This window comes from Legionella quateirensis (genome assembly GCF_001467955.1).
In the GTDB taxonomy this organism is placed as follows: Bacteria; Pseudomonadota; Gammaproteobacteria; order Legionellales; family Legionellaceae; genus Legionella; species Legionella quateirensis.
The window spans coordinates 193,577-217,391 of sequence record NZ_LNYR01000048.1 but is presented as its reverse complement, the minus strand read 5'-3'; the positions used below and the strand labels follow the sequence as shown (position 1 = coordinate 217,391).

The window sequence follows — 23,815 nt, the reverse complement described above, 5'->3', positions numbered from 1 at the left end:
GTGAAGACTCCTAGTGAAATATCGTCCAGATGTAGATGGGTTAAGGGCAATTGCCATTATATTTGTTTTATTTTTTCATAGTGGCCTGAGCCTGTTTCCTTCTGGTTTCGTCGGCGTTGATGTATTCTTTGTGATTTCAGGGTTTTTGATAACCAGCATAATTCATGATTCCTTACAGAATAATAAGTTCTCCTTTATTTCATTTTATAATCGAAGGTTATGGCGTTTACAGCCCGTTTTTATTTGTTTGATTGCAGTCAGTTTACTAATGACTTTGCTGTTTTATTTACCTGATGATTTAATTAACTTTGGGAAAAGCGCACGTAAAACCTCTGTTTTTCTATCCAATTTATTTTTTGAAAAGGTAACTACTGGTTACTTTTCACCCGATAGTAATCAATTACCTTTGTTGCATACCTGGTCTTTATCCATTGAATGGCAATGTTATTTAATCCTGCCTATTGTAATTGTTCTTTTGCATAAAATTTGTGGCCCACGCCAGATAGTACGATCTGTATATATTCTTACGTTATTATTTTTTGTCTTATCATTATATTATTCATCACATGCCCCAATGAAAACCTATTATCAATTGGTGAGTCGTATATTTGAATTTTTAATTGGTGCCTGTGTTGCCTTGAGTCAGCATCGTTGGTCATTGAATAAATATTTCATTAATGTCGTGAGTACTGCAGCTATTCTCACATTATTCTATATAGCAATGCGTCAGGACATTAGTTTGGGATTTCCCAATGGTTATGCCTTTATATTGTGTCTTGCTACGGGAATTGTGATTGCTTCGGGGCAATGTGAGCCTAAACCCGTATGGAGTCAGATTCTTTCTACAAGACCAATAGTATTTATTGGATTACTCTCTTATTCTCTCTATATTTGGCACTGGCCCGTCTTTGTTTTGATTCGTTATCTCAATATTGAAGAGACCTCATTGGTTTTATTATCCGCTTTTTGTATCGTATTTATTGTTGCTTATCTTTCCTGGCGTTTTATAGAAAAGCCTGCTGCCAGAGCAAACAAAACTGCCTTTCAATACAGCGCAATTCTTCTGTTCGCTTTACCCGTTGGCTTAATCCATATCAGCGATTATGTAATCAAAATAAATGAAGGATTGCCTCAGCGATTTGCTGAAACGTCCATGGTTTATGAAACTTTAAATCAATATTCCAGTGAACAAAGAGCCCGGTGTCTTCAACAAAAAAATATTGAAATAAATCGTGAGTGTGTATTGGGGGCAAAAAACTCCAGCAAGCAAAAGGGGTTTTTAATCGGTGATTCTTATTCAAATCATCACTGGCGATTTATTGATACCATGGCTCAGGAAGCCAATGTGTCAGTTCTTGCTCATGCAACAATAGCCTGTCTTGCATTACCAGGAATATCTCAGTTCGATATGTTTATTAAAAATGGAGTATATCAGGTATGTCATGATCAAACTGCCCGGTATTATTCTATGATTCGAGAGAATCATTTTAATTACGTCATTATTGGAGAGAATTGGTACGCCTATCTGGGGGATAAAATAATTAACCGGGTTGGTGACGAACGTTCCCACGCTTTGACTCAGGAGCGTATTGAGAACGCTCTGGATGAGGCCTTGCGAGTTATTGTTGCCTCGGGCGCCAAACCGGTATTAATTAAATCCATCGCAGCGACGCAAAGAAATCCGCATGAATGTTTTTTTGAGCACATTAAAAGACGAAGCCACTATTATCCTGAACAATGTGAATTTAATCTGATTCCAAGAGATCAGCAATGGTTCGATGAACTTTTTGCGCGGATGGAACAGAAATACCCTCAATTGGTACTGATTGATCCACAGAAGGTTTTATGTCCCAACGGGCGGTGTAAGGCTGATATTAATGGCGTGCCTGTATTTAAAGATGAAGGGCACATCACTGATTATGCTTCATATCATCTGGGGCGTACCTATTTGCAGCAGTACAGAAATCCTTTAACTTGAGGTCGGCAATTAAATCCGGGTTCCTGGATGCTTTAGTCCAACAAAGCATCAGCACACTATTCATCCAGTTAATTAATAACAGATATTCATCAGCAACTTTAATAGCACACCAAAGAAGAATTATTTTCGCGATTGTGTATTATAATTAAACAAAGAGGTATTTTATTACCAATCACAAGCGTGTTTAGTTGAGTTCTATTATGCCTGATAAAAGCATAGTGAGTAAAATATATGACCTGCTACGGCGAGAGAAATCACGCAATAATCCGCTTGTTGGAGAGGTTTCTTATTCCAGTAAAAAAACTTCCGAGATTATCAGCGGGCCCTATGTTCGCGGAAACGCCATGTTTTCAAATATTTCTGAATTGATCAAATCTGCAAATTCGGAAGTGTTTCTTTGTTTCTATAAGTTTCAGAATGATTCTGTTGCCGGTTTGAAAATTCTTGAAGCGCTTGCAGACTTAAAAGCTAAAGCTGATATGGAACAAAGGCCCTTTAAGGTTAAAATAATAATTAATAAAAAAACCGGATTATCTTCATTAATTCAAGGTGATGGTCGAAAATCTCCAATTGATATTCCTTACTTGCTTCAATTAAACAGCGAGCATTTTGATGTGCAAATTGGATTTCATGAACATAAAGCCTTTAACTCCAGTCACTCTAAATTGGTATTATGTGATGGCAAGGACGCGGCCATTTTAACTGGCGACCCAACCTTCGCAAACTCCATGGACGATAAACAAAATTGGGTTGAAGTCGCTACTGTGTGTAAAGATGCCGGGCTCGTTAGCGGTTTTCGTGGCCAATTTGTATCTCTTTGGAATAATGACACCGTACGTTTAGGTCATTCTGGCAAGAAAGAAAAACTGGTTCATGCCCATCCGGAACTCAATGATCAGCAAAATGACCATAAAAATGACAGAAAAAGAAGTCTTTTACTGAGTAAGACCCCATCAGCAAGCCCTTTTATTCGTCATCGTTCACCCTACAAGAGTGCTTTACTCACTTTATTAGATAGCTCAAAATCATCCGTTAAAATCATGGTAAATAATTTAAATGACAAGGACATTCTTAATGCCCTGTTACGTTGCGCTAAACGAGGAGTTCAGGTTGAGCTGCTCCTTGGGCGTTATCATGGAGAAAGTGCAGAGAAATTACCCTTCGCTGGTGGCACCAACGTTGACAGCATTAACTATCTCCTGTCCAGAGCTACAACGAGTGAAGTACGGGAGAAATTGTCTTTGCGTTGGGCTTGCCAACCAGATGGTACTTTGGTTCAAAACATGAGCGAAAATTCAATTCACGCCAAAGTGGTGATAGTCGACGAATCTCATGTTCTAACGGGATCTTCTCTCATGGATAAACAATCCTCTCGCTCTGGAGAGAGCGATATACTGTTTAAATCAAAGAAAATGGCTCGTCAATATATTAATGAAGCATTTGATCCAATCTTCTCTTTAGCACGAGATGCTCATACTCATAACATACAGAAACCACTTGCTCGACACGAGATAAAAGCCAATTTACAACTGGCTACCTCTAAAGAAGAGTTAATTTTAATTGTAAAAGATTATATTTATATGCGCGAATATGAGGATAATTTTACGGGATTTAGGCAGTTCGCCTCTTTTTTCAGTAACCAATCCAAATTTGATCGAAAAAACAAAATTGAAGATGCTAAATCAATTCTGCAGCTATTGAATGATGGCACTGGCGAAATAAGTGCAATTCAAACAGACGGTTTACTCTTGGAAATATATGACAAAGCCAGTTCCTTTATACGTTCAAATCCTGCTTTAGAATAAAGTTCTTACCCATTAACCTGAATTGTGATTTGTTGCATAAACTCGAGTTTCACCTTCCATGGTTAGCTTATTTATTCGAATCGTGTTCAACCCCTGCCACGACCAAATCGATATTGGGTTCGCCGCAATACCTTGCAATGACTATACGTACCTGGTTGCGAAGACGAATGATTTCCTCCCAACTGTTTTCTTCAGGAGTTATGGGCTTTCCAATGGTAACGTGAATAGCAACAGGCTTGAGCAAACAGCTGCCATCTCGTAAAAAGATACGGGTACCGGCAATTGCGATAGGGCACACGTCAGTTTGAGTTTCAACCGCAAGAGTAAAGGCACCTAATTTAAAGGGGCGTAATCCAGTTGCGTAAGTAAACGTGCCTTCGGGAAAAATAACAACAGAGTTTTTTTGCAGAATGACTTGTTCGATCTGGTGTTTATTTTCTATGCTTTTCATAAAATCCAATCGATCTACAGTTAAATACCGCAAATTTTTAATAAAAGTTCGTATTATGGGAGTGTTCAGGAGTTCCTTTTTGGCAGTAAATACAATTCCGGGCGGCAGAACAGCTAACAAGAGTAATGCATCGGTGTAGCTTGCATGATTGGATACAAAAATCATGGGTTTTTTATCTGTTAAATTACTGGTTCCCTCAATGCTGATAGGGCACATCGCCAATCTGAACCATATTCGAGCTCCCCAATGAGTTACTCGTGCGCCTATTCGATGAGAAGCCAGTAACACCACTAGCCAGGCAGGAAAGAGCGTCAGCAGGAATATTATTCCCAGATAGAATGTGTAAACCAATTTTCCTGAAAAGCACAACGCATTGTATATTTTTTTACAGGCACTCATTAATATTAACCTGCCCATTTGCCATTGTGCCGATGTTTTATTTTTGACGAGAATTCCTTGAATAAATGCTTGTTTACACGCTGAGCGTTGCAATTTACCGCTCGATGTTTTAGGGACAGTTTTAGGTGGAACAAGTACAATGTGATCTGGAACTATACCTAACTCGATTGCCATCTTGTCAATGATTGCCGCACGAAGAGCAATTTGAGTTTCCTTTTTATGCTCGTTCGTTTCTGCGACTACAATTAATTGCTCTGTTCCATTGCTTTGATCGTTGACCCCAAAAGCGATTACGCATCCTTTACGAATATTGGGGATGAGATTTACAATTTCTTCTATCTCTTCTGGATACAGATTCCGTCCCGCTTTGATGATGAGATCTTTCTTTCTACCTGTAATAAACAGTTCCTTATCGGCCAGATACCCCAAATCACCAGTGTCCCACCATCCTTGATGATATGCTTTTTGAGTGGCTTGAAGGTTATTAAAATAGCCTTGCATTGCAGAAGGGCCTTTGAATTGAATAGAACCAACAGAACGTTCTTCGACTTCATTGTCGTCTGCATCCACAATCCGAACTTCATGATTGATTAATGGCACACCGCAGCCTACAAAATTAAGTGCTCCCTCATTTTGTGATGCAGGAATCGCTTTATTGGTTTGTTCAAAAACATCACGTTGAACTCTATCAATCAGAGGTTTACGTCTCTTCAGTGGAAAGGTTAGACCGACCGTAGCTTCGGCCAATCCATAAACAGGGGCAAAAGATTCAAGTTTAAAACCATATGGCGAGAATTTTTTACTAAAACGCTCCATAGTTTTGGGATTTAAGGCTTCTGCACCATTAAATGCAAATCTCCAGGAACTGAGATCCAGCCCTTCAATGTCTTCCGGATTGATTTTTTTTATGCATAACTCATAAGCAAAATTAGGACCTCCTGAAAGAGTCGCCCTGTGATAATGCAGTGCCCATAACCAACGTTCCGGTCGTGTTAAAAACGTAAGGGGCGACAATATCGTTATAGGTACTCCAAAATACATGGCTCCAAGCCAGCTCATCAGTCCCATATCATGATACAGAGGAAGCCAGCTGACAACAGCGTCAGTACGTTGAACCGGTATTGCTTTGCCTATTGCTCTTATATTCGAGAGCATGTTGTTGTGATTAATCAAAACCCCTTTAGGATCGCCTGTGCTCCCAGAAGTGTATTGAATTAAAACCGGGCTTTGCGGATCTAAATCCAACATGGGCATAGATCCGGTGGTCATTTTGAGTTGATTTAAAGTGGTTACTTCTTTAAGGCTTGGTACAAAAGAACTCAAAATCTTACTGAGTGTTGCTGCTTCCGAGAAGGTAATTAATATTCTGACTTCAGCATTATGTAAAATCCGTGCTTCTCGTCTTGTATATTCTTCAATACGGTCTGGACGAAATGGTGGATAAATTGGAACGGGTATAGCCCCAGACAATAATACGCCACAAAATGCATAAAAGAACTCTGCGCTGGTTGGAAGCATGATCGCAACTGTATCTCCTTGTTTTATTCCTTTATTATTTAAGCCTTGGGCAATATATTCCGCTTCTTTTAGTAATTGCGCATACGAGATTATTTCCTCTTCACCTTGTTCATGTTGTAAAAAAAGATGAGGTCTTTGGGCTTCTTTTGTGGCGTAAGCAGTCAGTACTTCGATTAATGTTTTCGCCGAAGTTAAATCAATATCTGTAATTCCTAGCCGGGCGGTAAAGTGTTTTACCTTGTGTTTTGACACGGTATGACAACATTCAATGATAACTTGTGTCAGATCATTTAATGACTCAATGTCGACCAGGGCACGTTCAGGAAGTTGTAAGGAAAATGCTTTTTCAATACGTCGAAAGAGTTCGACTTTACCGAGACTATCAATACCAATATCTCTGTCCAGAGAAGCTGCAAGGGTAACGGCCTGACGTCCGCGTTCAGCATCAAGATCGGTCATGAATTCACGGACAATTGAGAGTACTTGCTCTTCGACTGCCTGTTGATTTGCTTCCTTCGTCATAATTCAAAGTGTCCTGGATAAAGGTTAGTTTCTAAAATTTGAAGTGTCTCTTAAAATTTTAAAATCTGACTATTTGAATGAACGAAATCTGATTTTTAATAGTTGGGTAATCAACCTGAATTTCATGTTCAGTGATGTATATTACAATTATAGATTAGGGATTATGAAAAAAATATGAACACCCCATGCAATCACATGGGAATTTAAATGAGCAATACAAGATGCTCACAAAAGGTTTCGGATCAAAGTCATACCCTTAATCTAAAACGTGCTAAAGGAGAATAGTTACTGCCTTCGGCTTGAGGTTTGCTTTCAATAAAAAATAACTCATTGATTGTGATTGATGGGATTGGCGGCAATTTTATTTGGCTCAAATCTACAGTATCTGGCAGGTGGTGATGGGGTGCTAATCTTCCTAGAGTCATATGAGCACGAAATGGCCTGTTTTCAATGGGTATGTTCATTGCTGTTAATTCATGGCCAATTGATGCTGAAAGGTCATTTAAAATAGAGAGTGGTTCAACAGTAAATGAGAGGATTTTGGGATGTGATGGTGTTGGAAACCATTCTAATGCCCCGATCTCCAATTGAAATGAAGGGGTATTTTTTAGTGTTTTTTGAATATTTTTTATTAATTGAGGAACACATTCCGATTTAAGAATGTTTAAAAATTGCAGGGTGATATGGAGATGTTCAATTTTAACCCATCTTATATTTGGGGCTGGAACAGCGTGTTTTATAGTAGATAGACGAGTAGACATATCAACTTGTACGGCGGGAGCCAGCATAATTGCGAAGAAGGAGCGTATCGTTTGCATCATGTTACCTGTTCCAAAACTAAAATTAATTTCCCTGGAGTTCAATCTCAAAATAATTTATGTTCTATAACCTTATTATCGAGACTTAGACTAGAACAAGTCAGATCATAAAATTCATCTTGATTTAACAAATCATTGTTCAATTGATGGCTCCTGTGGTGAGTAGCTCTCTGATTTCACATGGTACATCAAATTATCAGCTAAACTATTAATATCTTGATATTAAATTCAGGTATTTTGCTCCATGAACACAATGTCATTTAAGAGAATACAGATCATTCATATCAAAGAGCCTGTCTGATATGGGTGGAGATTCTTTGTTAACCAATTCAGTCAAGTATAATCTGGCTGTCCTGTTTTTATATATACTAACAGGGTACATTGGGTTAATGCTTGCAGTTCCTCCAGGCTATGCTACAGCAATATGGCCGCCTTCTGGAATCGCGCTGGGTTTTGTTCTTGTTTATGGTCTCAATACGTTGCCAGGTATTTTTATCGGTTCGTTCATTCTCAATATTTATATTACTTTTAACAACGTTGGAAATGCTATTGATCTGTTTGTCGTAGTTACAGGTGTTATCACAGGAACTGGGGCGGTACTTCAGGCCATATTTGGGTGGTGGCTTATAAAACATTTCATCCAGTTAAATAATCCATTACATCTTCCTAAAGATATTTTGCTTTCTGCGCTTCTTACTGGTCCTGTTTCCTGCATCGTGAATTCAACGTTTAGTAATGTTGGATTATATTTGATTGGCGCTATTTCATCCGAGAATTTTCTGACGAGCTGGGTTACCTGGTGGACGGGGGACAGCACTGGAGTCCTCATATTTACACCAGTCATACTAATAGCTTTTGCTCAACCGGCAAAATTGTGGCGAAGCAGAGTCGTACCTATATTAATTCCCTTATGCTTCACTTTCTGTATTGTTTTTCTGGCCCATCTTTTTTATAGCCAGGCAGAGTATAAGCGAGTGCAATCTAAATTCATTGAGTTAACCAAATATAAATTCAATCGCTTAGCTGACCAGCTTCATTTAACGACGGAAATGGGCAAAGAAATGGCTTTGTTTTTTACAATTGTTCCCGAAATAAGCAATGAAGACTTTCAGAGCCTGGCAACATCAATGGTACAGGAAAATTCATATATACAATCCATTTTATGGGTTCCTAATGTAGCTAAACGCAATCAATTGAATATGAAATATCAATCTTCAACTACGAAAATGACGCAGATGAATAATGATTCCTTAAGTACAAAATCAGATTATGCCTCGGTACTTTTTTCACAATCAAGCACAGGAAAATTTTTTCAAAAAGGAGATGATCAGTCTTCAATTCATGATCTGAATAAAATGGCAAAACACTTTATTCAAAATAAGTCTTTTGTCTTTCCAATAATTACATCCAAAAATAATCGATTGGATGGCGTTTATATTGTTACACCGGTCATCAATAACAATAAAATTGCAGGATATATTTTAATGCACATCGATATCCAGGAGTTATTTAATCAAAAATTCAATAATTTTTTAAAATACTCCAATCTTAAGCTCACCAATAAACCAGATGATCCAAATAGGGCTGCAGTATATGAAATTTACGCTAAAAATGTTCTTATGAATCAATCACGATTATTTCAGACGTCCTCTACTTTTTTGTTTGCCGGGGAGAATTGGGGATTTAACGCGACTTCATCACCCTATTTCATCAATCTGGAATATTCATGGCATGTATGGTTGTCTCTGACCACAACGCTGTTTTTTTGCGTGTTTATGAACATGATTTTATTTATTCTTTACGGACAACGTTATTTGATACAATTTCTTGCTGAAGCCAGAACCCTGCAACTGCAATCAGAACAAGCAAAAAATAAACTGTTGCTCAACGCAACCGGGGAAGGGTTAATATGGATAAACCTTGATTATAAAATTGCAATTATCAATTCGGCGGCTGAACAGTTACTGGGTTATTCCAGCAATGAACTAAAAGATGAATCTATTTATAAGATTCTTATTGAACGAATAATTAATGATCACGCTCCTCCATTAGAAAGTCTTACGGTATATCGTGCTATTCATGAACAATCAGTAATAAGAACAAAAGAGGCTGTTTTTTGGAAAAAAGATCACAGCTACATTTGGGTAGAGTATACCTGCATTCCTATTATCGTGAATAATGAGATTGATGGGGCCGCTATTATTTTCAGCGATATATCCGAACGACTTGAAAATGAAGCGAAACTGATGAACATGGCGCATGTTGATCCCCTAACCAAATTACCGAATCGATTGAGTTTTTTTGAATTTCTGGAGCATGCTATTGCTCGTGCTCAACGATCAAAAAAGCAATTTGGCATTTGTTTTCTGGATATTGATAATTTCAAATTAATTAATGATTCTTTGGGACATGTCTATGGCGATAAATTATTAACCATTTTACCTGAGAAAATAACACCACATCTTCGTGATTCCGATTATTTTGCGAGAATAGGCGGTGATGAGTTTGGTCTTATTTGTGAAGAGACTTATAAAGTTAATGATTTGACCCGGATCATGAAGCGTATTTTAAATGCTTTTGATAAACCAATAAAAATTGATGATCATTATGTAAAAGCATCTTTAAGCATCGGCATTGCATTATATCCCAAAAATGGCATTGATTCAGAGACATTGCTTAAGAATGCAGATAATGCAATGTATCAATCAAAACAAAAGGGTAAAGCTACTTTTTCTTTTTATAATGATTCTACAAATGAAAAAATAATGAAATACAATAAAATTGAGCATGCGTTACATCAGGCAATCAGAGAAAAAAAATACCGAATTTATTATCAACCCATGTTACACGCAGTAAGCCATACAGTGTTCGGAATAGAGGCATTATTAAGATGGGAGGATGAACATCTAAAACATGTTCCCTTGGTTGAATCGCTATTAATCGCTGAGGATCGGGGTATTATTTATGATCTGGGTAAATTGATATTGCAACAGGCATTTGAAGAGTATTGTGACATTTCAAAAAATAAAGCCAATCTGCTTTTAGCCATGAACATTTCGATTAAACAAATAGAGAATGCTTCATTTGCCCAATTTATACAGGCTCTGTTAAAGAAATTTCAAATAAAACCTAATGAACTTTGTCTGGAAATCACCGAAAACTCATTAATCAATGATAAAGAACACATTATAAATACGATGTACCGTTTGCATGAGTTTGGAATTCAATTTGCTCTGGATGATTTTGGTATAGGTTTTTCATCCATTCATTTGTTGAAGAAATTGCCTATTTCATTTCTTAAAATAGATCGTTCGTTTATTAAAGGTCTGGATTTGAATCCGGATGATGCAACCATCGTTCTTACGACGATTCAGTTATCCCATGGTCTGGGTATTAAATCGATTGCAGAAGGCGTTGAGAGTAATGAGCAGCTGAATTTATTAAATAAATGGGGGTGCAATATAGTCCAGGGATATTATTTTGCACAACCCATGCCTTTAAATGAATTGTTAATCTGGATGAAAGAACATGAGACGTTATTAAAAACAAAGTAAGAAAAGGATGGATCCCCGCTTTCGCGAGGATGACGATCTTATAAAAATTGCATATTAAGATTAATTGCATATTAAGATTAGGGGGTGTTGACAATTCATCAATTTATTCCCAACGTCCCGCGACTTGTTCGCGGGATCCAGGAATGCAGTATCATTAACGAACATTATGTGTTCATCAAGTTCGAAATGGATCCCGCGAACAAGTCGCGGGACGTCGAAATTGGAATTGTCAACACACCTTAGTTAATGTGCATTTTAAAAAGTGAGGAACGCTCAGATCTTGTCCGCGCGATCAAGGAGATCTCATGATACCGCGGATGATCCCTGAACAAGTCCGGGAGCGGTACGTAGACGTTTAACAGTACCCAAAAGAGTGATGGATGAAATGATAGATCAGGATTCTAGTCTTATCGGAGACGTCAATGGCTGAACTTGTATTATTGCTCTTTGCTCTCGTTCTGATAACAGGTCTAATGTGTCAGTGGTTAGCCTGGCGTTTAAAAATTCCAGTCATTATTTTTTTATTAGTGAGCGGTATTATCGAAGGCCCCATACTACATTGGCTTAACCCCGATAAGCAAATGGGAGCTATGCTGAATCCATTTATTTCTTTGTCTGCGGCGATAATTCTGTTTGAAGGCAGTTTGACTCTGAAGTTTAAAAATATTCCAGGGTTAGAACGAGTCATCCAAAACCTGATTACTTTTGGGGCCATGTTAACCTGGGTTCTAATCGCGCTGACGACCCATTTTATAGTTCATTTTACCTGGGCCATGTCGTTTTTATTTGCAGCAATAATGGTAGTTACAGGTCCTACGGTGATTATTCCAATGCTTAAAATATTGCGGCCTAATGCGAACATAGCCAATGTGTTGCAGTGGGAAGGCATTTTAATTGACCCTCTTGGTGCTTTGCTGGCTGTTTTAGTGTTCGAATATATTATTTCTGACAATATAAACACCGGTTTTTGGGGGGATTTGCTGGTATTCTGCAAAGTTTTATTGATCAGTGTTGGGTTAGGGATTTCGAGTGGATTTGCTTTTGGTATTGCTTTGAGAAAATATTGGATCCCGGAGCAACTGCAAAATTTTGCTGTATTAACCTTGGTTTGTGGTGTTTTTGCAGTATCAAATTATCTGGTTGATGATTCGGGTTTGCTTACTGTAACGTTGATGGGTATTTGCCTTGCTAATATAAAAAATATTGAACTGGATGATATTTTAAATTTCAAGGAAAGCCTTAGTATTTTATTGATTTCCTTACTCTTCATCATTTTGGCAGCGCGTATCAATCTGGCAACCTTTATCTCATTAGGATGGCCGGCTTTGGCTTTGTTTGCTGTTATTCAATTCATCATCCGTCCTTTTAATGTGTATCTGTCTTCATTGGGTTCAAAATTAACTCTTAATGAGCGTCATTTAATTGCCTGGATTGCTCCACGAGGAATTATTGCAGCTGCTATTTCAGCCATATTTGCTCTTAAATTAGAAAATTTAGGTAATACGGAATCGCATCAATTGGTCCCATTAACTTTTTTTATTATTGTAGGGACTGTTTTGCTTCAAAGTATCACTGCTAAATTTCTGGCTATAAAACTTAAGGTAGCAGAACCAAAGCCCAAAGGTTTTCTAATCATAGGCGCTAATCCGGTTGCTCAAGGAATAGCAATGCAATTGCTTGAAAACAACATTTCTGTCTGCCTGGCAGATCAGGATTGGTCGCTAATACGCTTGGCGAAAATGAACGGTTTGACCACTTATTGGGGAAATCCTGTTTCATTGCACGCAGAGGATAATATTAATCTGATGCCTATAAAGCATTTATTGATCATGACGCCACAGTTGGAATTAAATATTTTGGCTGCAAAACATTACAGGCAGGAATTTGGTGCGGATAGCATCTTTACAATACGTACCACCGATACACAACAGGAGCAAATTGCAGATAAAGTCCATTTTAAACATGGTGGGCGAATTATTTTTGGTCAAAATGTTACTTTTGATTTGTTACAAAATCGCTTGAATTCAGGAGCGAAAATTAAGACAACGACGCTTACCGAACAGTTTTCTTTTGCTCAGTATTTGGCAGCAGATGAAGAGCAGCGTTGGCCATTATTTGCAATTGATCCGAATAATGCCATTTTTGTATTTACTGTTGATGCACGTTTTACTCCGGATATTGGTTGGAAGATTATAGGGATCGATTGTCAATAAATCTAACAATGATAATGGCAGCACTCTATACTACAATTAAATGAACCTGGTTAAGGTTTTTAAGTACACTATCTACCTTAATCGATGATTTTTGCAGCATCAAAGGAATTCCAGGATGACGTATGGAAAAAATAATAATTTCAGTAAAAAAATGCAGAACCATTACTAAAACCCTTTCACTTGGAGTTATTTTAATCGGCTGTCTTGGTGTAAGTGGGTGGTTCTTTGAAAATCAGGTGCTTAAAAGTATTTTTCCCAATTCGATTTCAGTGAAATTTAATACCGCTGTTTGTATTGTTTTGATTGGATTCGCATTATATTTGGTAGCTAACCGGAAATCGGAACAGCTGAATCGCTATCTCTCTAAAAGTATTGCGCTATTGGTATTAGTCATCTCTTTGTTAACCCTATATGAGTACTTGTTCGGAATTGATTTGGGTATAGATCAACTAATTTATGTTGATAAACCAGTAAATCCCTTATATTTTTCAGGGCGCATGGCTTTTTGTACCGCGATTAGTTTTGTTTTTGCAAGCCTCTCTGTACTGTGTATTGATTCAAGGACTTTACCTGTATGGAGCTATCAGGTTTTTATGTGTCTGATTTTGCCGCTAATCATGTTCAGTATCTTATACAATATTGCCAATGTTGAGCCTGATTACTTGATAGTAACTTATATTAATCTTGCCGTTCATACAATAGTTGCTTTTATCCTGATCTGTGCTGCTTTATTGTTTGTGCGGCCTACTGTAGGGGTCAGTTCATTCTTATTGGCGGATAACGTTGGGGGACGATTAGCGAGAATCTTATTACCTTTGTTTTTTATTGCAGCCGTCATTTTTATCAAGTTAATAAGTTTAGGAGTGCAATACCAGCTCTATGGTAAATCGTTTACTATGATAGTTGCCAATATGCTGTATTTAACCATGATCTATATTGTAGTGTTTATATGTATTTTGATTATGGGGAAGCTTGAAAAACGTTCTAATGTGCTCTCGGAACGATTAAAAAAACGAGAGCAGCTGTTTACTGAATTTACTGAAAATATTGACCTTGTTTTATGGCGAATGCCAGTAGATTCCAATGAATTAACTTATGTTAGTCCTGCCTTTGAAAAAATCTGCGGTCAATCGGTTGATTCATTGTATCAGGCGCCTGACAGTTGGTTGAATCTGGTGGTACCTGAGGACAGAGTCAAGATACTGGATGCTATAGAACAAATTAAAAATGGTGTTTCCAATATCATTGTAGAAATTAAGATATTGCGTGCAGACGGGGTCATTCGTCAAATATCGGATCAGATTTTTCCTTTAAAGAATAATAATGGAAAGGTATTAGCCATACTTGGAGTTGCTACGGATGTTACAGCGAAATACAATTTGATGATGCAACATCAACTGCTTGCAGAATTGCATAAAAACTTGAGTAAAACTCAGGACATCAGCATTTTTTCTCAGAACATTTTAAAAGCAATCTGTCTCGCTATTGGCTATGAAATCGGTGAGTTTTGGTTGTTGGATGATAACAATACTTCATTAACCTGTTTGGCCTATTGGCTTAAGGACGATTTAGTCATTAAGTCGAAATCGATCAGAACATTATCTTTGACTAATGAACATGAAAAAACGTTTCAAATCATGTGTTTAAACCAAAGTACTATTCAAATCAGCACGTTTCCTTCTGATTTGGAACATCCATATCAGAGAATGGACGGGCAGCCCCTGCAAATAAAGGAAGTAGTTGGGATTCCATTAGTGGTATCGGAGCAGAAAATCGGGTTGATGAATTTTTATACTCGAGGAGAATTGAATCTGACTATTGATGTATTCAAAATGTTAATGGAATTCACTGCTAATTTTAGCAAATTCATTCAAAATATTTTGCTGATCAATAAAATGAAATATATTGATAATTACGATCCTTTGACTGGTCTTTATAATCGACAATCCTTTTTGAAAAAAATTGAAGAATTTATAGAGCATAAGGTTCAATCCTTTGTGGTTATCAAGTTGCAAGTGAATAATATTCAGCTCATTAACAACACATTGGGTTATGATGTGGGTAACAATATCTTCCAAAATCTGGCTAAAAAATATTTTGATGTCTCCTTATCTACTGTTGATATGATAGCAGTACTTCAGCCGGGAGTTTTTGGTTTTTTATCGCATACGCTTAAAAATAAAAATTTGATTATTGATTTTGTACAAAAATTACTTGAAATCACCGTTAAACCAATAAAGGAAAATAACCTCGAATTATTCTTAACGACTAATGTTGGTATAAGCCAATATCCTGAGCACGGTGTTACCGCTAACGACTTATTAGGCAATGCGATATGGGCTCTCATCGAATCAACCAAGGATGGAAGTCATCAGTTTAAATTTGCCACTTCAGAGACACTTACTCGCCCAGCACGACAGCTCGAAATAGAAAGTGCAATGCATGAGGCTTTATTAAATAACGAGCTTGAGCTTTATTATCAACCGCAAATCTCGTTGACAACAGGGAAAATTACCGGTGTTGAAGCTTTAGTTCGTTGGAATGATCCAACAGGGGTATTGCGATTACCTGATTATTTTATTCCAGTTTGTGAACAGTCGACATTAATTCTGGAACTCAGCGATTGGGTTTTACGCGCTGCCTTCAATGATATGGCTCGAAGCGAGTGTCCAATTCATACTGCAATCAATTTAACGGCACGACAATTCGGTAGCTCTTATAATCTGGTGGAAAAATTGAAGAATTTATTGGCAGAATTTTCCATCAATTCCAGATTTCTTGAGTTAGAAGTCACTGAAACATTATTAATGACTAATACAGTTCAAACAGTAAAAGTAATTAATGAATTACAAGAATTGGGTATTCATATAACACTGGATGACTTTGGTACGGGTTATAGCTCATTTGATTATTTAAAAAATTATTGCCCTGAGACTCTAAAAATTGATAAAACTTTTGTTGATGGGTTACCCGATAATGCCAATAGCATTAAAATTATAAAAGGTATCATTGCCTTATCTCATAGTTTGAATATTACTGTTGTTGCAGAGGGGGTAGAAACTGCTGCTCAAGCTAATTTTCTATTAGGTATGGGGTGTGATGCTATACAAGGCTTCTTTTTTTCTAAACCCTTACCTTTTGCAGAAATACAGGCACTCATTAAAATGGATAAAACCTTTGAGTTGCCTTCAAAAAACAGGCAATGAATAATCAGTTGGATTCATCATTGATTAGGAGTTAAAAATCCATGCTGCGTTACCGACAAGAATATAGTTGTTTTGAGGTTGATCTCCATTTAAATGCTGAACCAAGGGTAATCCAATACCCAGCTGAAGGGTTAACTGTTTCGTTGAAAACCAGAGCGATGGAGTAATCCCTAAAATCTTTCCCCCAGTATCGGGCAAAGATTGACCAAATAGTTGGGCTTTTTCGGTGATTATTCCATCTAACTCGACTAAGGTCGCAAAAATATATTTATTGGGGGCACTAAGAAGGGTTCTGCTTAATCCAAACTGATAAAAATATTGTGTCCCTGGTTTGAAATAATTATGCATTGGTGTGAGTATGACCCCAGGTGACACAAAACCATACCAGTTTACAGAAGTGAAACTGTAGGTACTGCCTAAAAAAAACGTGGGCGATCCGACGCCTGTAGGCGGTGATTTCTCCAGTGAGCCCGTGGGTAGTGTTGCATTAGTTACAAACGTAGCTTGAGTCGTATATTGGCTATTGGATGTTTCCCAAAAGGCATATTCTAATTGAATCAATGCATCAGATACACCGGAGGAATGAGCCAGGTCATCTTTATAACTCATTGCTACAGGCAAGCTGATAAAAAGTGATGCTTCGTCATAAATTCCGTAGAGAAAAGAAGGCGTGCCCGTTGTAAAGTGTTGAAGTGGTGCTTGTATATAGGTTGGCTCCATAAATACTTGACGCTGTCCTTTGTCGATTATATTTTGTCCAAATGAAACCAGTGGACTGGGTTGTTGTGACGAAGGTAGGCCAAAATTTCCTATACTTGGAGGTTGACCTGTATCGGAGGTGTTCGTGTCTTGATTTTGGGCATAAAGAGTTAATGGCGGCAGTACTAATATAACTAAATGAACCAACACTATATAAAAATATTTTTTCATGTACACTCTTGGCTAATAGCAACATTTAAGCGATTTATCCAGATCATATTAGATGATGAATTATCAATAAGTAAACAGGTAAATTGATGCTGATTATTTTAGGTGGGCTGCCTGGAACAGGAAAAACTACTATTTCAAAACGAATTGCCAGTCATTTAAATACCATGTATTTGCGTGTGGATACAGTAGAGCAGGTGTTGAAAGGCTTTATTGATGTTGGGCAGCTTATTGGACCTGAGGGGTATTTGATCTGTAGTTCGTTTCGTTGCATCAGTAAGTGAGTAGCCGGTTTTAATTATACCCTATAACGCCTCTTTGCCCCGTGAACACAACACACTGAACATCGTGAGAAACCACAAAGCGATTATATTATGTTTCTCACGATGTACGGAATGACGTTTCCTATCGGTGCTTTCTTGCATACTACTCTGAAAGTAATTATTAATTACATTGTGTTTGCACAATGATCCGATTTGGAATGATCCGATCCTATGTGATTGGGTCTTGTTAATACCCTTTCAACGTTCGTTTTAAAAAATCCAGCTCGTTCTGGGGCAAGTCGAGTAGGTACTGGATAAGATTTACGTTCCTGATCAAGAAAAGCATTTATCTCTTTAGAATGTACTGTTCTGGAATGGCACGATGGCAAATATCTATTCTCAGTTTGTGTATTAAGTGCTCTTGCATAACCTTCGGAACCCAATTCATTCTTGAGCAGATCAGTGAATGAGGTTAGTAAAGTTAGATTACCAAGCAGTGCAATCTGATGTAGAAAGGTAAAGCCTGAAGTTGTTTTAGATATCAGGAATGATTGGAATGAACGTGAATCCAAATCAAATAAAGATTTTACTTCATTAATGTAGACTAACAGATTATTCTGATTGTTGAACTGTTCATTTTTCAATGCGGTGTGTAATGCGGTACTACCCTTTGTCTTGTTAGTCAGGAATTTCAGATAAGTAGCAGTATCTGTCATTAAGTCCTTTAGATAAGTCAGATAATTAGTAAATTCATCTGGGCTTGCATGTGTAACCGCATCGCTGAGGCACTTAAAAGTTCTGCTACTGCGAGTTTGAGTTGAGGTTTGATCTGCAGAAGAGATGACATGGCTTGGGCTACGTCCCTGGATTCCTTGTTCCATTTGATCTATATGATTGGCTAAGATAAACCCATCTGCTTTTAAGCCTGCCATCCATTGGTTGAGCAACCGTTCAACAACACCATCAATTAATTCTGCTCGAGTATAAAGCTTTAATTGATTCACAATGTCCGATAGAATTATTTTAAATTCATCTTGAGTTAAAGCAGCATCACTATAGGATTGAGTAGTACTTAAACTAAATCTGTCATAATCGTCAATTTGTCTTTGACATGATTTTGTTAACAGGGCTAATTGATTGTTAAGGCTTTTTATTAAATTCCCTTCAGTAGCTGGACATAACTTCAACGCACGCTTTAACAATTCATAGTTTATGGTAACCTTGATACTGTTATGTAAATCCTTGACTGACCAGATGCTTTTACCAAGGGAGCAGAACATTGCTGCTGCAAATTTTCTTGAGGTTAGATCACCTGGTTTAAGTATGGAAGACAGGATATTAACGAAGGATTGTATTATGAGTGAATCGGGCTGTTCAGTGGACTCTACAACTGGAAGCCGACGTCTTTTGGATTCATGTTGCGCTGTTTCTTTTTTTGACTCTGTTGGTTCTGTTGGTTCTATTTCACTAAAATGAACGCGTTTCTTTTTAAGAATTGAACGATCAGGATTAACGCTGTCTCGGGATTGTTTAATAAAGTTGGTTATTGGCTGTAATTTGTCTTGTTCCTGGCTATAGAATAAATCAGCGAATCGTTCCATAAGATCTAGGAAATTGTCATCACGACATAATTCATAACCTGCATGTAATTGATTAATATAGTTTAGTTTTTCTGCTTCCGACAACTCCAATAGTGTGAACACATCAAGAAGTTTACTCATGGGTTTCAGGATGTCGAAGTACAGTTGTTGTTTTTTGTATACGGTGGCCCATGGATTTTTTTGTATCTGATCTATGACATTATCCAGCTCTCTTTTTATAAAGAGGGCTGTTTTTATATCGATTTGTCGAAACGTCTCGAAGATCAGATTGATTGAAGAAACGAGATTGGCTGATTGAGCTTCTTGTTTTACTGTAATTAATTGTTCCTTGATAGAAGTTATCACCTCTATAAAGTCATCGTAGCTAATATCGGTATCCGCATGCAGGGCATTTAAAAGCGTAAGTTGTTTATCAATTTTTTGTTGAATACCTCGTGCAGTTAAGTCAGCACGCCACTTATCGAGCGCTTCTTTAAGTTCATTTGCTTTGGCAGTTGGCTGATTTTCAGAGGTTAATTGATTAAAGAGTTCATTTATTCTGGTAAAGGTTATCCAGGACTGATCCAATGGCAGAGAACTGCTTTCACTCTGTGCTGTTGTTAAAACGTTTTGCAGCAGTGAACATTCACTGTCAATTATTTTAGTAATCAGGGGATTGTGTATTTCGGTCAGACGGGGTTGTATCGTACTTTGTAATTTAATGATTTCGAGCAAATAATCCAGGATGGTATCAGCTTTAGTGATCCTGTATAAAACTGGATTATTTAGGCATTTTTGTATTGCGTTTAATGAAGTACCCAATATGAATGGTTTAAATGTTTCATCTGCATCATGATATTCATTTCCACTTGACTGAATATAGTTTATTAATTGATTCAACATTTCAGTAAGAACTTGTTTGTCATTTATCAGAGTTGTATCATGTTGTGCTAGCATTTGTATTTATGACCATAAAGTTTAAAAAAAATACATGCTATCATAAGGTGAATATTTAATCAATTAGGTATGCAATTGACATAAGATAATCCTCCTGAAAGGAGGATTATTCATTAGAGTTACTGAGAAATAAGTTATTGGACGGTTAAGTTAGCGGCCATTTCAGGATCAGAACGCTCTGCTTCTGAAATGCTGTTAAGCAAATGGTTAAGCCATAAATCTTCGTCATTGAATAATTTACTATTAGGAAAGAATCCAAATTGTTGCGTAGGCTCTTGAGTCCGCACTTTTGGACTGTCAGTCTTATCTTCAATTGGCACTAAGGCACGAGTATCGTTTTCATGCTCCAACTGTTCTGCCGGTTTGATTTCAGGACGTAATGAATCAAGCATAGAATCAAAGCCAGTATTTAAGCTTGTCTGTATTGAACTTAGAGGACTATTATTACTCAGTATAAAAATTACTGAATCCAGTGTTTCAATCGCGATGTTAAGGCTTAATCGTACAATTAAATTAAAGCTTCCTTCAAAGAGCGAGAATGCTGCATTTGTTGTGGATTGATTGCTGTTTGGCAGAAGTGACAACAACAGGTTAATACCTGAGAACAGCACAAGAAACCCGTTGGTTAGTATATGATAAGTTGCTTTTAAGCTAATCCATGCAAGAGGAAGAGCCAGTTGCACTGCAAGGTTAACGGGTAACATTAAAGCACTTAATAGCAACAAGGGCAGGGCGGTTAATAAAAACGCTATCCAGCCTTTTTGTTGAATGATTATTTCGGCTATTACTTTTAATGCATTAATAAATTTGGGTAAACTGGTTGCGGTAAATATCGTTGAGATGAAAAAAACATTCATGATGTTCTTCCATGTTGGCATGTTAGCAATCAGTTGTGGCCAAAATCCAATGATGTATTGAAGTTGATTGATGAACTTATCCGTAAGGGTACTTTTTAATTCCTGACCGGCTTCAGCAATTGCCTGAAGCAGTGCATCCAGTTTATTTTGTTCAGCGATGGAATCAAGAAGTTCTGGCGATAGTTCTTTGATGCGAGCCAGGATTTCTTCCACGTTTATTTGTTCCGCACTACTAATATAATCACGGAGGATCAGTAAAAACACTGCAACTGAACTGCCGTCTATATCCTTTAGAAAAGGTCGAATCGCAGCCAATTGTTTCGAAAATGTATTGATATAACGAAAATTTAATTGCCCATCGGAATAGGTTGACAGGGGGATGGTCACCAGAAGACTGCTGCTGAAGAAATAAAGCCAACTTACCGTTTGAGTCAGAGTTACCGATCCATTTTTCGTCGCTTGTAGCATATCAGTCAGGGTACTTATCCAGTCTGATGGTTCAAATCGAGCGAGATTGTCTTTAAATGCTTTTCCAGGAATATTGTCCTCACCTGCGAGCATGTAATCTCTGGCTAACTTGATGTCTTGTATTAGAGTATTACAGACTTGTTCAGGAATAGGTTGCTCATATCGAGCTTGTTGACCATCAGGATGAAATCTTAATGCCCGAGTTTTATAGGCTTTATTAATTTCGGCTGGGCTAAAAGCAAGATTGGGTCTTGATGTGTCAAGATTTAATAGTTCGCATAAATCTTTTTTAGTTATTATGTTGGGACCATCAAAGATGCTGTTATAAGTAAAGGGCATTGGATCTACCTTGGATTAAATTTTTGATCTAAAAGGGATCACATTATATAAATTGAGATCTATTAAAGTCAAATGCGATCTGCTGAATAGTACTGGTAATAAAGTACCTCTGTATCCAAAATGGTTATGGGGTTGAGGGAAGAATGTATCCATAGGCTCAAGAAGATTCAATCAGTTTATGAACCTGGAAGTTGATTGTTATTTAGAGCTCTGACAAGATAGGTAATTTTTGATTAATATGATCTATAATTAAATCAAAAGAACAAGGATGATGCGATGGTGAGAAAATACTGTATAATAATGTTACTATTTCTGCTTCCATTGTGCACTTATGGGCGAACATTAAAAATTGGTGTTTCTTATTTTGATCCTCCATTTGTAATTCAATTAGATCCAACTCATTTTGATGGATTTGATGTTTCCATGATTCGCTACGTTTGCAAAACCATGAGATTTGATTGTGAACTTATTGCATTTAAAAGAGATAGACTGCTGAACGAGGTCGAAAATGGTACCGTAGATCTCGCCGTTAGTGATCTGGTCATTTCAGATAAGAATGCATCAAAAGTTAACTTTTCTATTCCCTATTTAATTAATATAACCCACGTGATTGGATTAAAAAAACAGGTCAAAAATCCATTTATTATAGACCTGTTATATAATCAAAAAATTGGCATTACCGATGAATCATATCAACAACACATCAATATATTAAAAATCAAAAACCCAATTGTTTCTCTGTATGGCCAGGATGATGAAATGATTGACGCGCTTAACAGGGGTAAAATTGGATTTGCATTTGTTGATACCTACACTGCATCATATTGGAGTAATAACTCATCAGATTTGATTGCAGATTTTGGCAGCCCCTTACATTTTGAATCCTTAGTGGCTGTTGCTGTAAACTCGAAGGATCAGGCTTTGCTGGAAGATATTAACAGGGCATTGACCCAGTACCGTAACAGTCAACAGTTTATTACTGATTATAATAAATATCTGCTTTTTTTCTAAACCAGGATATTCGGTGGTTTTGATTCATTAATAAATAAAAAAGGCTCGCATGAGCCTTTTATTATCGTGTAGATGACAGGTTAAACGGTATATTGGACACCGATTAACAGGGAGTTTAGTGTTGGATTTTGAGTGTTCAGATTTAAACTTCCGGTCAATGTATTCAGGTTAAACGCCCCGGTTGTTTTGGGACTTCCGCCTAAAGCTAATAAATAAGAACCAGTCAAAGCCCAATTTTCATTAAAGTTATAGGCCGCACCTAATTTTATTTCAGGTAATACTGCTGTCTGGTTGTTCTTTTCGCTGTAGCTGTTGATCAGCGGAAATGCAAAGGCTGGGGAGAACACGGCAGTTGTATGCGTCTGCATGTTTTGGATCATGGCTCCTGCCTTCAAAGATAAACTGTAATAAGGTTGCATGTAAGCAATACCCAATAAAGCATCAAATCCGGATATTGTGTGGCTCATGGTTAAAGAAGCGGGTGCCCGGGCGGCAGTACCAAATCCTATGGGGTTAAGAGTGGTTTTTCCATAGTATCCCCAACCTAACTCTCCAGTTGCTCCAAATTGATCATCAAACATGCTCAGCATGCCTGCAGCTAAACGGGCAGTATATTGATCATCGGTAATTGTTGAGGTGATGACAGTATTGGTGCCAACTATAGCAAAATTATATCCATCTATTGTATTCCAGGTATATCCGCCTTCAAGCGAAAAAAACGCAGCACAGCAGAAATTTGAATCGCCCATACCTCCGGCATGGATAACAGAACTGAACGATAATGCAGATAACAAAGAGAGCAGGGTTAATTTTTTCATGATTTAGTAACTCATTCCATGTATATTATTATTTTAAAACAGGGATAATTTAAAACAGTTAGCAGTGAATTACCAGTAATATTATTTCGAAATCCCATTCCCGTCACTCTCCGTTCCCATTCTTGCCACTT

At 37.4% G+C, this 23,815-nt stretch carries 13 protein-coding genes; 7 read left to right on the top strand and 6 right to left on the bottom strand.

Features of this window, described 5'->3' with window-relative positions:
• Positions 1–13 precede the first annotated feature (13 nt).
• Together Lqua_RS16575 and Lqua_RS16570 are read left to right on the top strand one after the other, a co-directional pair.
• Positions 14–1,978 carry an acyltransferase family protein gene (locus Lqua_RS16575; RefSeq protein WP_058475394.1) on the top strand — a complete coding sequence of 655 codons (1,965 nt, stop codon included), beginning with the start codon at positions 14–16 and terminating at the stop codon, positions 1,976–1,978.
• 200 nt (positions 1,979–2,178) lie between these two features.
• Positions 2,179–3,783 (top strand): phospholipase D-like domain-containing protein, encoded by a 1,605-nt coding sequence (locus Lqua_RS16570; RefSeq protein WP_058475393.1) that lies wholly within the window; start codon positions 2,179–2,181, stop codon positions 3,781–3,783.
• Between the two features lie 67 nt (positions 3,784–3,850).
• On the opposite strand, the gene Lqua_RS16565 is transcribed toward Lqua_RS16570, so the two are convergent.
• A complete protein-coding gene (locus Lqua_RS16565) occupies positions 3,851–6,673 on the bottom strand; it encodes an AMP-binding protein (RefSeq protein WP_083501375.1) in 2,823 nt (940 codons plus the stop codon).
• A 248-nt stretch (positions 6,674–6,921) separates the two neighbouring features.
• Entirely contained in the window at positions 6,922–7,494 is a 573-nt protein-coding gene (gene thpR / locus Lqua_RS16560; protein WP_058475392.1) for an RNA 2',3'-cyclic phosphodiesterase, read from the bottom strand.
• A 299-nt stretch (positions 7,495–7,793) separates the two neighbouring features.
• On the opposite strand from thpR, the gene Lqua_RS16555 reads away from it, so the two are divergent.
• The 3 genes from Lqua_RS16555 to Lqua_RS16545 all read left to right on the top strand — a co-directional run bounded on the left by Lqua_RS16555 (position 7,794) and on the right by Lqua_RS16545 (position 16,464).
• A complete protein-coding gene (locus Lqua_RS16555; RefSeq protein ID WP_065240197.1) occupies positions 7,794–11,045 on the top strand; it encodes a bifunctional diguanylate cyclase/phosphodiesterase in 3,252 nt (1,083 codons plus the stop codon).
• A 422-nt stretch (positions 11,046–11,467) separates the two neighbouring features.
• On the top strand, positions 11,468–13,258 hold the full coding sequence (locus Lqua_RS16550; RefSeq protein WP_058475391.1) for a cation:proton antiporter: 1,791 nt from the start codon (positions 11,468–11,470) through the stop codon (positions 13,256–13,258).
• A 122-nt stretch (positions 13,259–13,380) separates the two neighbouring features.
• Positions 13,381–16,464: a bifunctional diguanylate cyclase/phosphodiesterase gene (locus Lqua_RS16545; protein ID WP_058475390.1), complete on the top strand. Its 3,084-nt coding sequence runs from the start codon at positions 13,381–13,383 to the stop codon at positions 16,462–16,464.
• 24 nt (positions 16,465–16,488) lie between these two features.
• Here the strand turns inward: Lqua_RS16545 and Lqua_RS16540 are convergent, their stop codons facing one another.
• Positions 16,489–17,394, bottom strand: a complete 906-nt coding sequence (locus Lqua_RS16540; protein ID WP_058475389.1) for a hypothetical protein — start codon at positions 17,392–17,394, stop codon at positions 16,489–16,491.
• 86 nt (positions 17,395–17,480) lie between these two features.
• On the opposite strand from Lqua_RS16540, the gene Lqua_RS16535 reads away from it, so the two are divergent.
• Complete coding sequence (locus tag Lqua_RS16535) at positions 17,481–17,675, top strand: P-loop nucleotide/nucleoside kinase family protein (RefSeq protein WP_058475388.1); 195 nt, start codon at positions 17,481–17,483, stop codon at positions 17,673–17,675.
• Positions 17,676–17,839: 164 nt separating this feature from the next.
• Here Lqua_RS16535 and Lqua_RS16530 read toward each other — a convergent pair whose 3' ends face one another.
• Together Lqua_RS16530 and Lqua_RS16525 are read right to left on the bottom strand one after the other, a co-directional pair.
• Positions 17,840–20,191, bottom strand: coding sequence for a hypothetical protein (locus Lqua_RS16530; protein WP_058475387.1), 2,352 nt, complete (start codon positions 20,189–20,191; stop codon positions 17,840–17,842).
• Between the two features lie 134 nt (positions 20,192–20,325).
• Positions 20,326–21,855 (bottom strand): J domain-containing protein, encoded by a 1,530-nt coding sequence (locus tag Lqua_RS16525; RefSeq protein ID WP_058475386.1) that lies wholly within the window; start codon positions 21,853–21,855, stop codon positions 20,326–20,328.
• A 300-nt stretch (positions 21,856–22,155) separates the two neighbouring features.
• Here Lqua_RS16525 and Lqua_RS16520 point away from each other — a divergent pair, with 300 nt between their 5' ends.
• Positions 22,156–22,866 (top strand): transporter substrate-binding domain-containing protein, encoded by a 711-nt coding sequence (locus Lqua_RS16520; protein ID WP_058475385.1) that lies wholly within the window; start codon positions 22,156–22,158, stop codon positions 22,864–22,866.
• An 80-nt stretch (positions 22,867–22,946) separates the two neighbouring features.
• Here the strand turns inward: Lqua_RS16520 and Lqua_RS16515 are convergent, their stop codons facing one another.
• The gene (locus Lqua_RS16515; protein WP_058475384.1) at positions 22,947–23,684 is read right to left on the bottom strand and encodes a hypothetical protein; all 738 of its coding nucleotides are present in this window, start codon (positions 23,682–23,684) and stop codon (positions 22,947–22,949) included.
• Positions 23,685–23,815 lie beyond the last annotated feature (131 nt).

Coding starts and splice junctions, on each gene's coding strand:
- Lqua_RS16570 (WP_058475393.1), top strand. CDS start 2,179: ATGCCTGATAAAAGCATAGTGAGTAAAATATATGACCTGCTACGGCGA.
- Lqua_RS16565 (WP_083501375.1), bottom strand. CDS start 6,673: ATGACGAAGGAAGCAAATCAACAGGCAGTCGAAGAGCAAGTACTCTCA.
- thpR (WP_058475392.1), bottom strand. CDS start 7,494: ATGATGCAAACGATACGCTCCTTCTTCGCAATTATGCTGGCTCCCGCC.
- Lqua_RS16555 (WP_065240197.1), top strand. CDS start 7,794: ATGGGTGGAGATTCTTTGTTAACCAATTCAGTCAAGTATAATCTGGCT.
- Lqua_RS16550 (WP_058475391.1), top strand. CDS start 11,468: ATGGCTGAACTTGTATTATTGCTCTTTGCTCTCGTTCTGATAACAGGT.
- Lqua_RS16545 (WP_058475390.1), top strand. CDS start 13,381: ATGGAAAAAATAATAATTTCAGTAAAAAAATGCAGAACCATTACTAAA.
- Lqua_RS16540 (WP_058475389.1), bottom strand. CDS start 17,394: ATGAAAAAATATTTTTATATAGTGTTGGTTCATTTAGTTATATTAGTA.
- Lqua_RS16535 (WP_058475388.1), top strand. CDS start 17,481: ATGCTGATTATTTTAGGTGGGCTGCCTGGAACAGGAAAAACTACTATT.
- Lqua_RS16530 (WP_058475387.1), bottom strand. CDS start 20,191: ATGCTAGCACAACATGATACAACTCTGATAAATGACAAACAAGTTCTT.
- Lqua_RS16525 (WP_058475386.1), bottom strand. CDS start 21,855: ATGCCCTTTACTTATAACAGCATCTTTGATGGTCCCAACATAATAACT.
- Lqua_RS16520 (WP_058475385.1), top strand. CDS start 22,156: ATGTTACTATTTCTGCTTCCATTGTGCACTTATGGGCGAACATTAAAA.
- Lqua_RS16515 (WP_058475384.1), bottom strand. CDS start 23,684: ATGAAAAAATTAACCCTGCTCTCTTTGTTATCTGCATTATCGTTCAGT.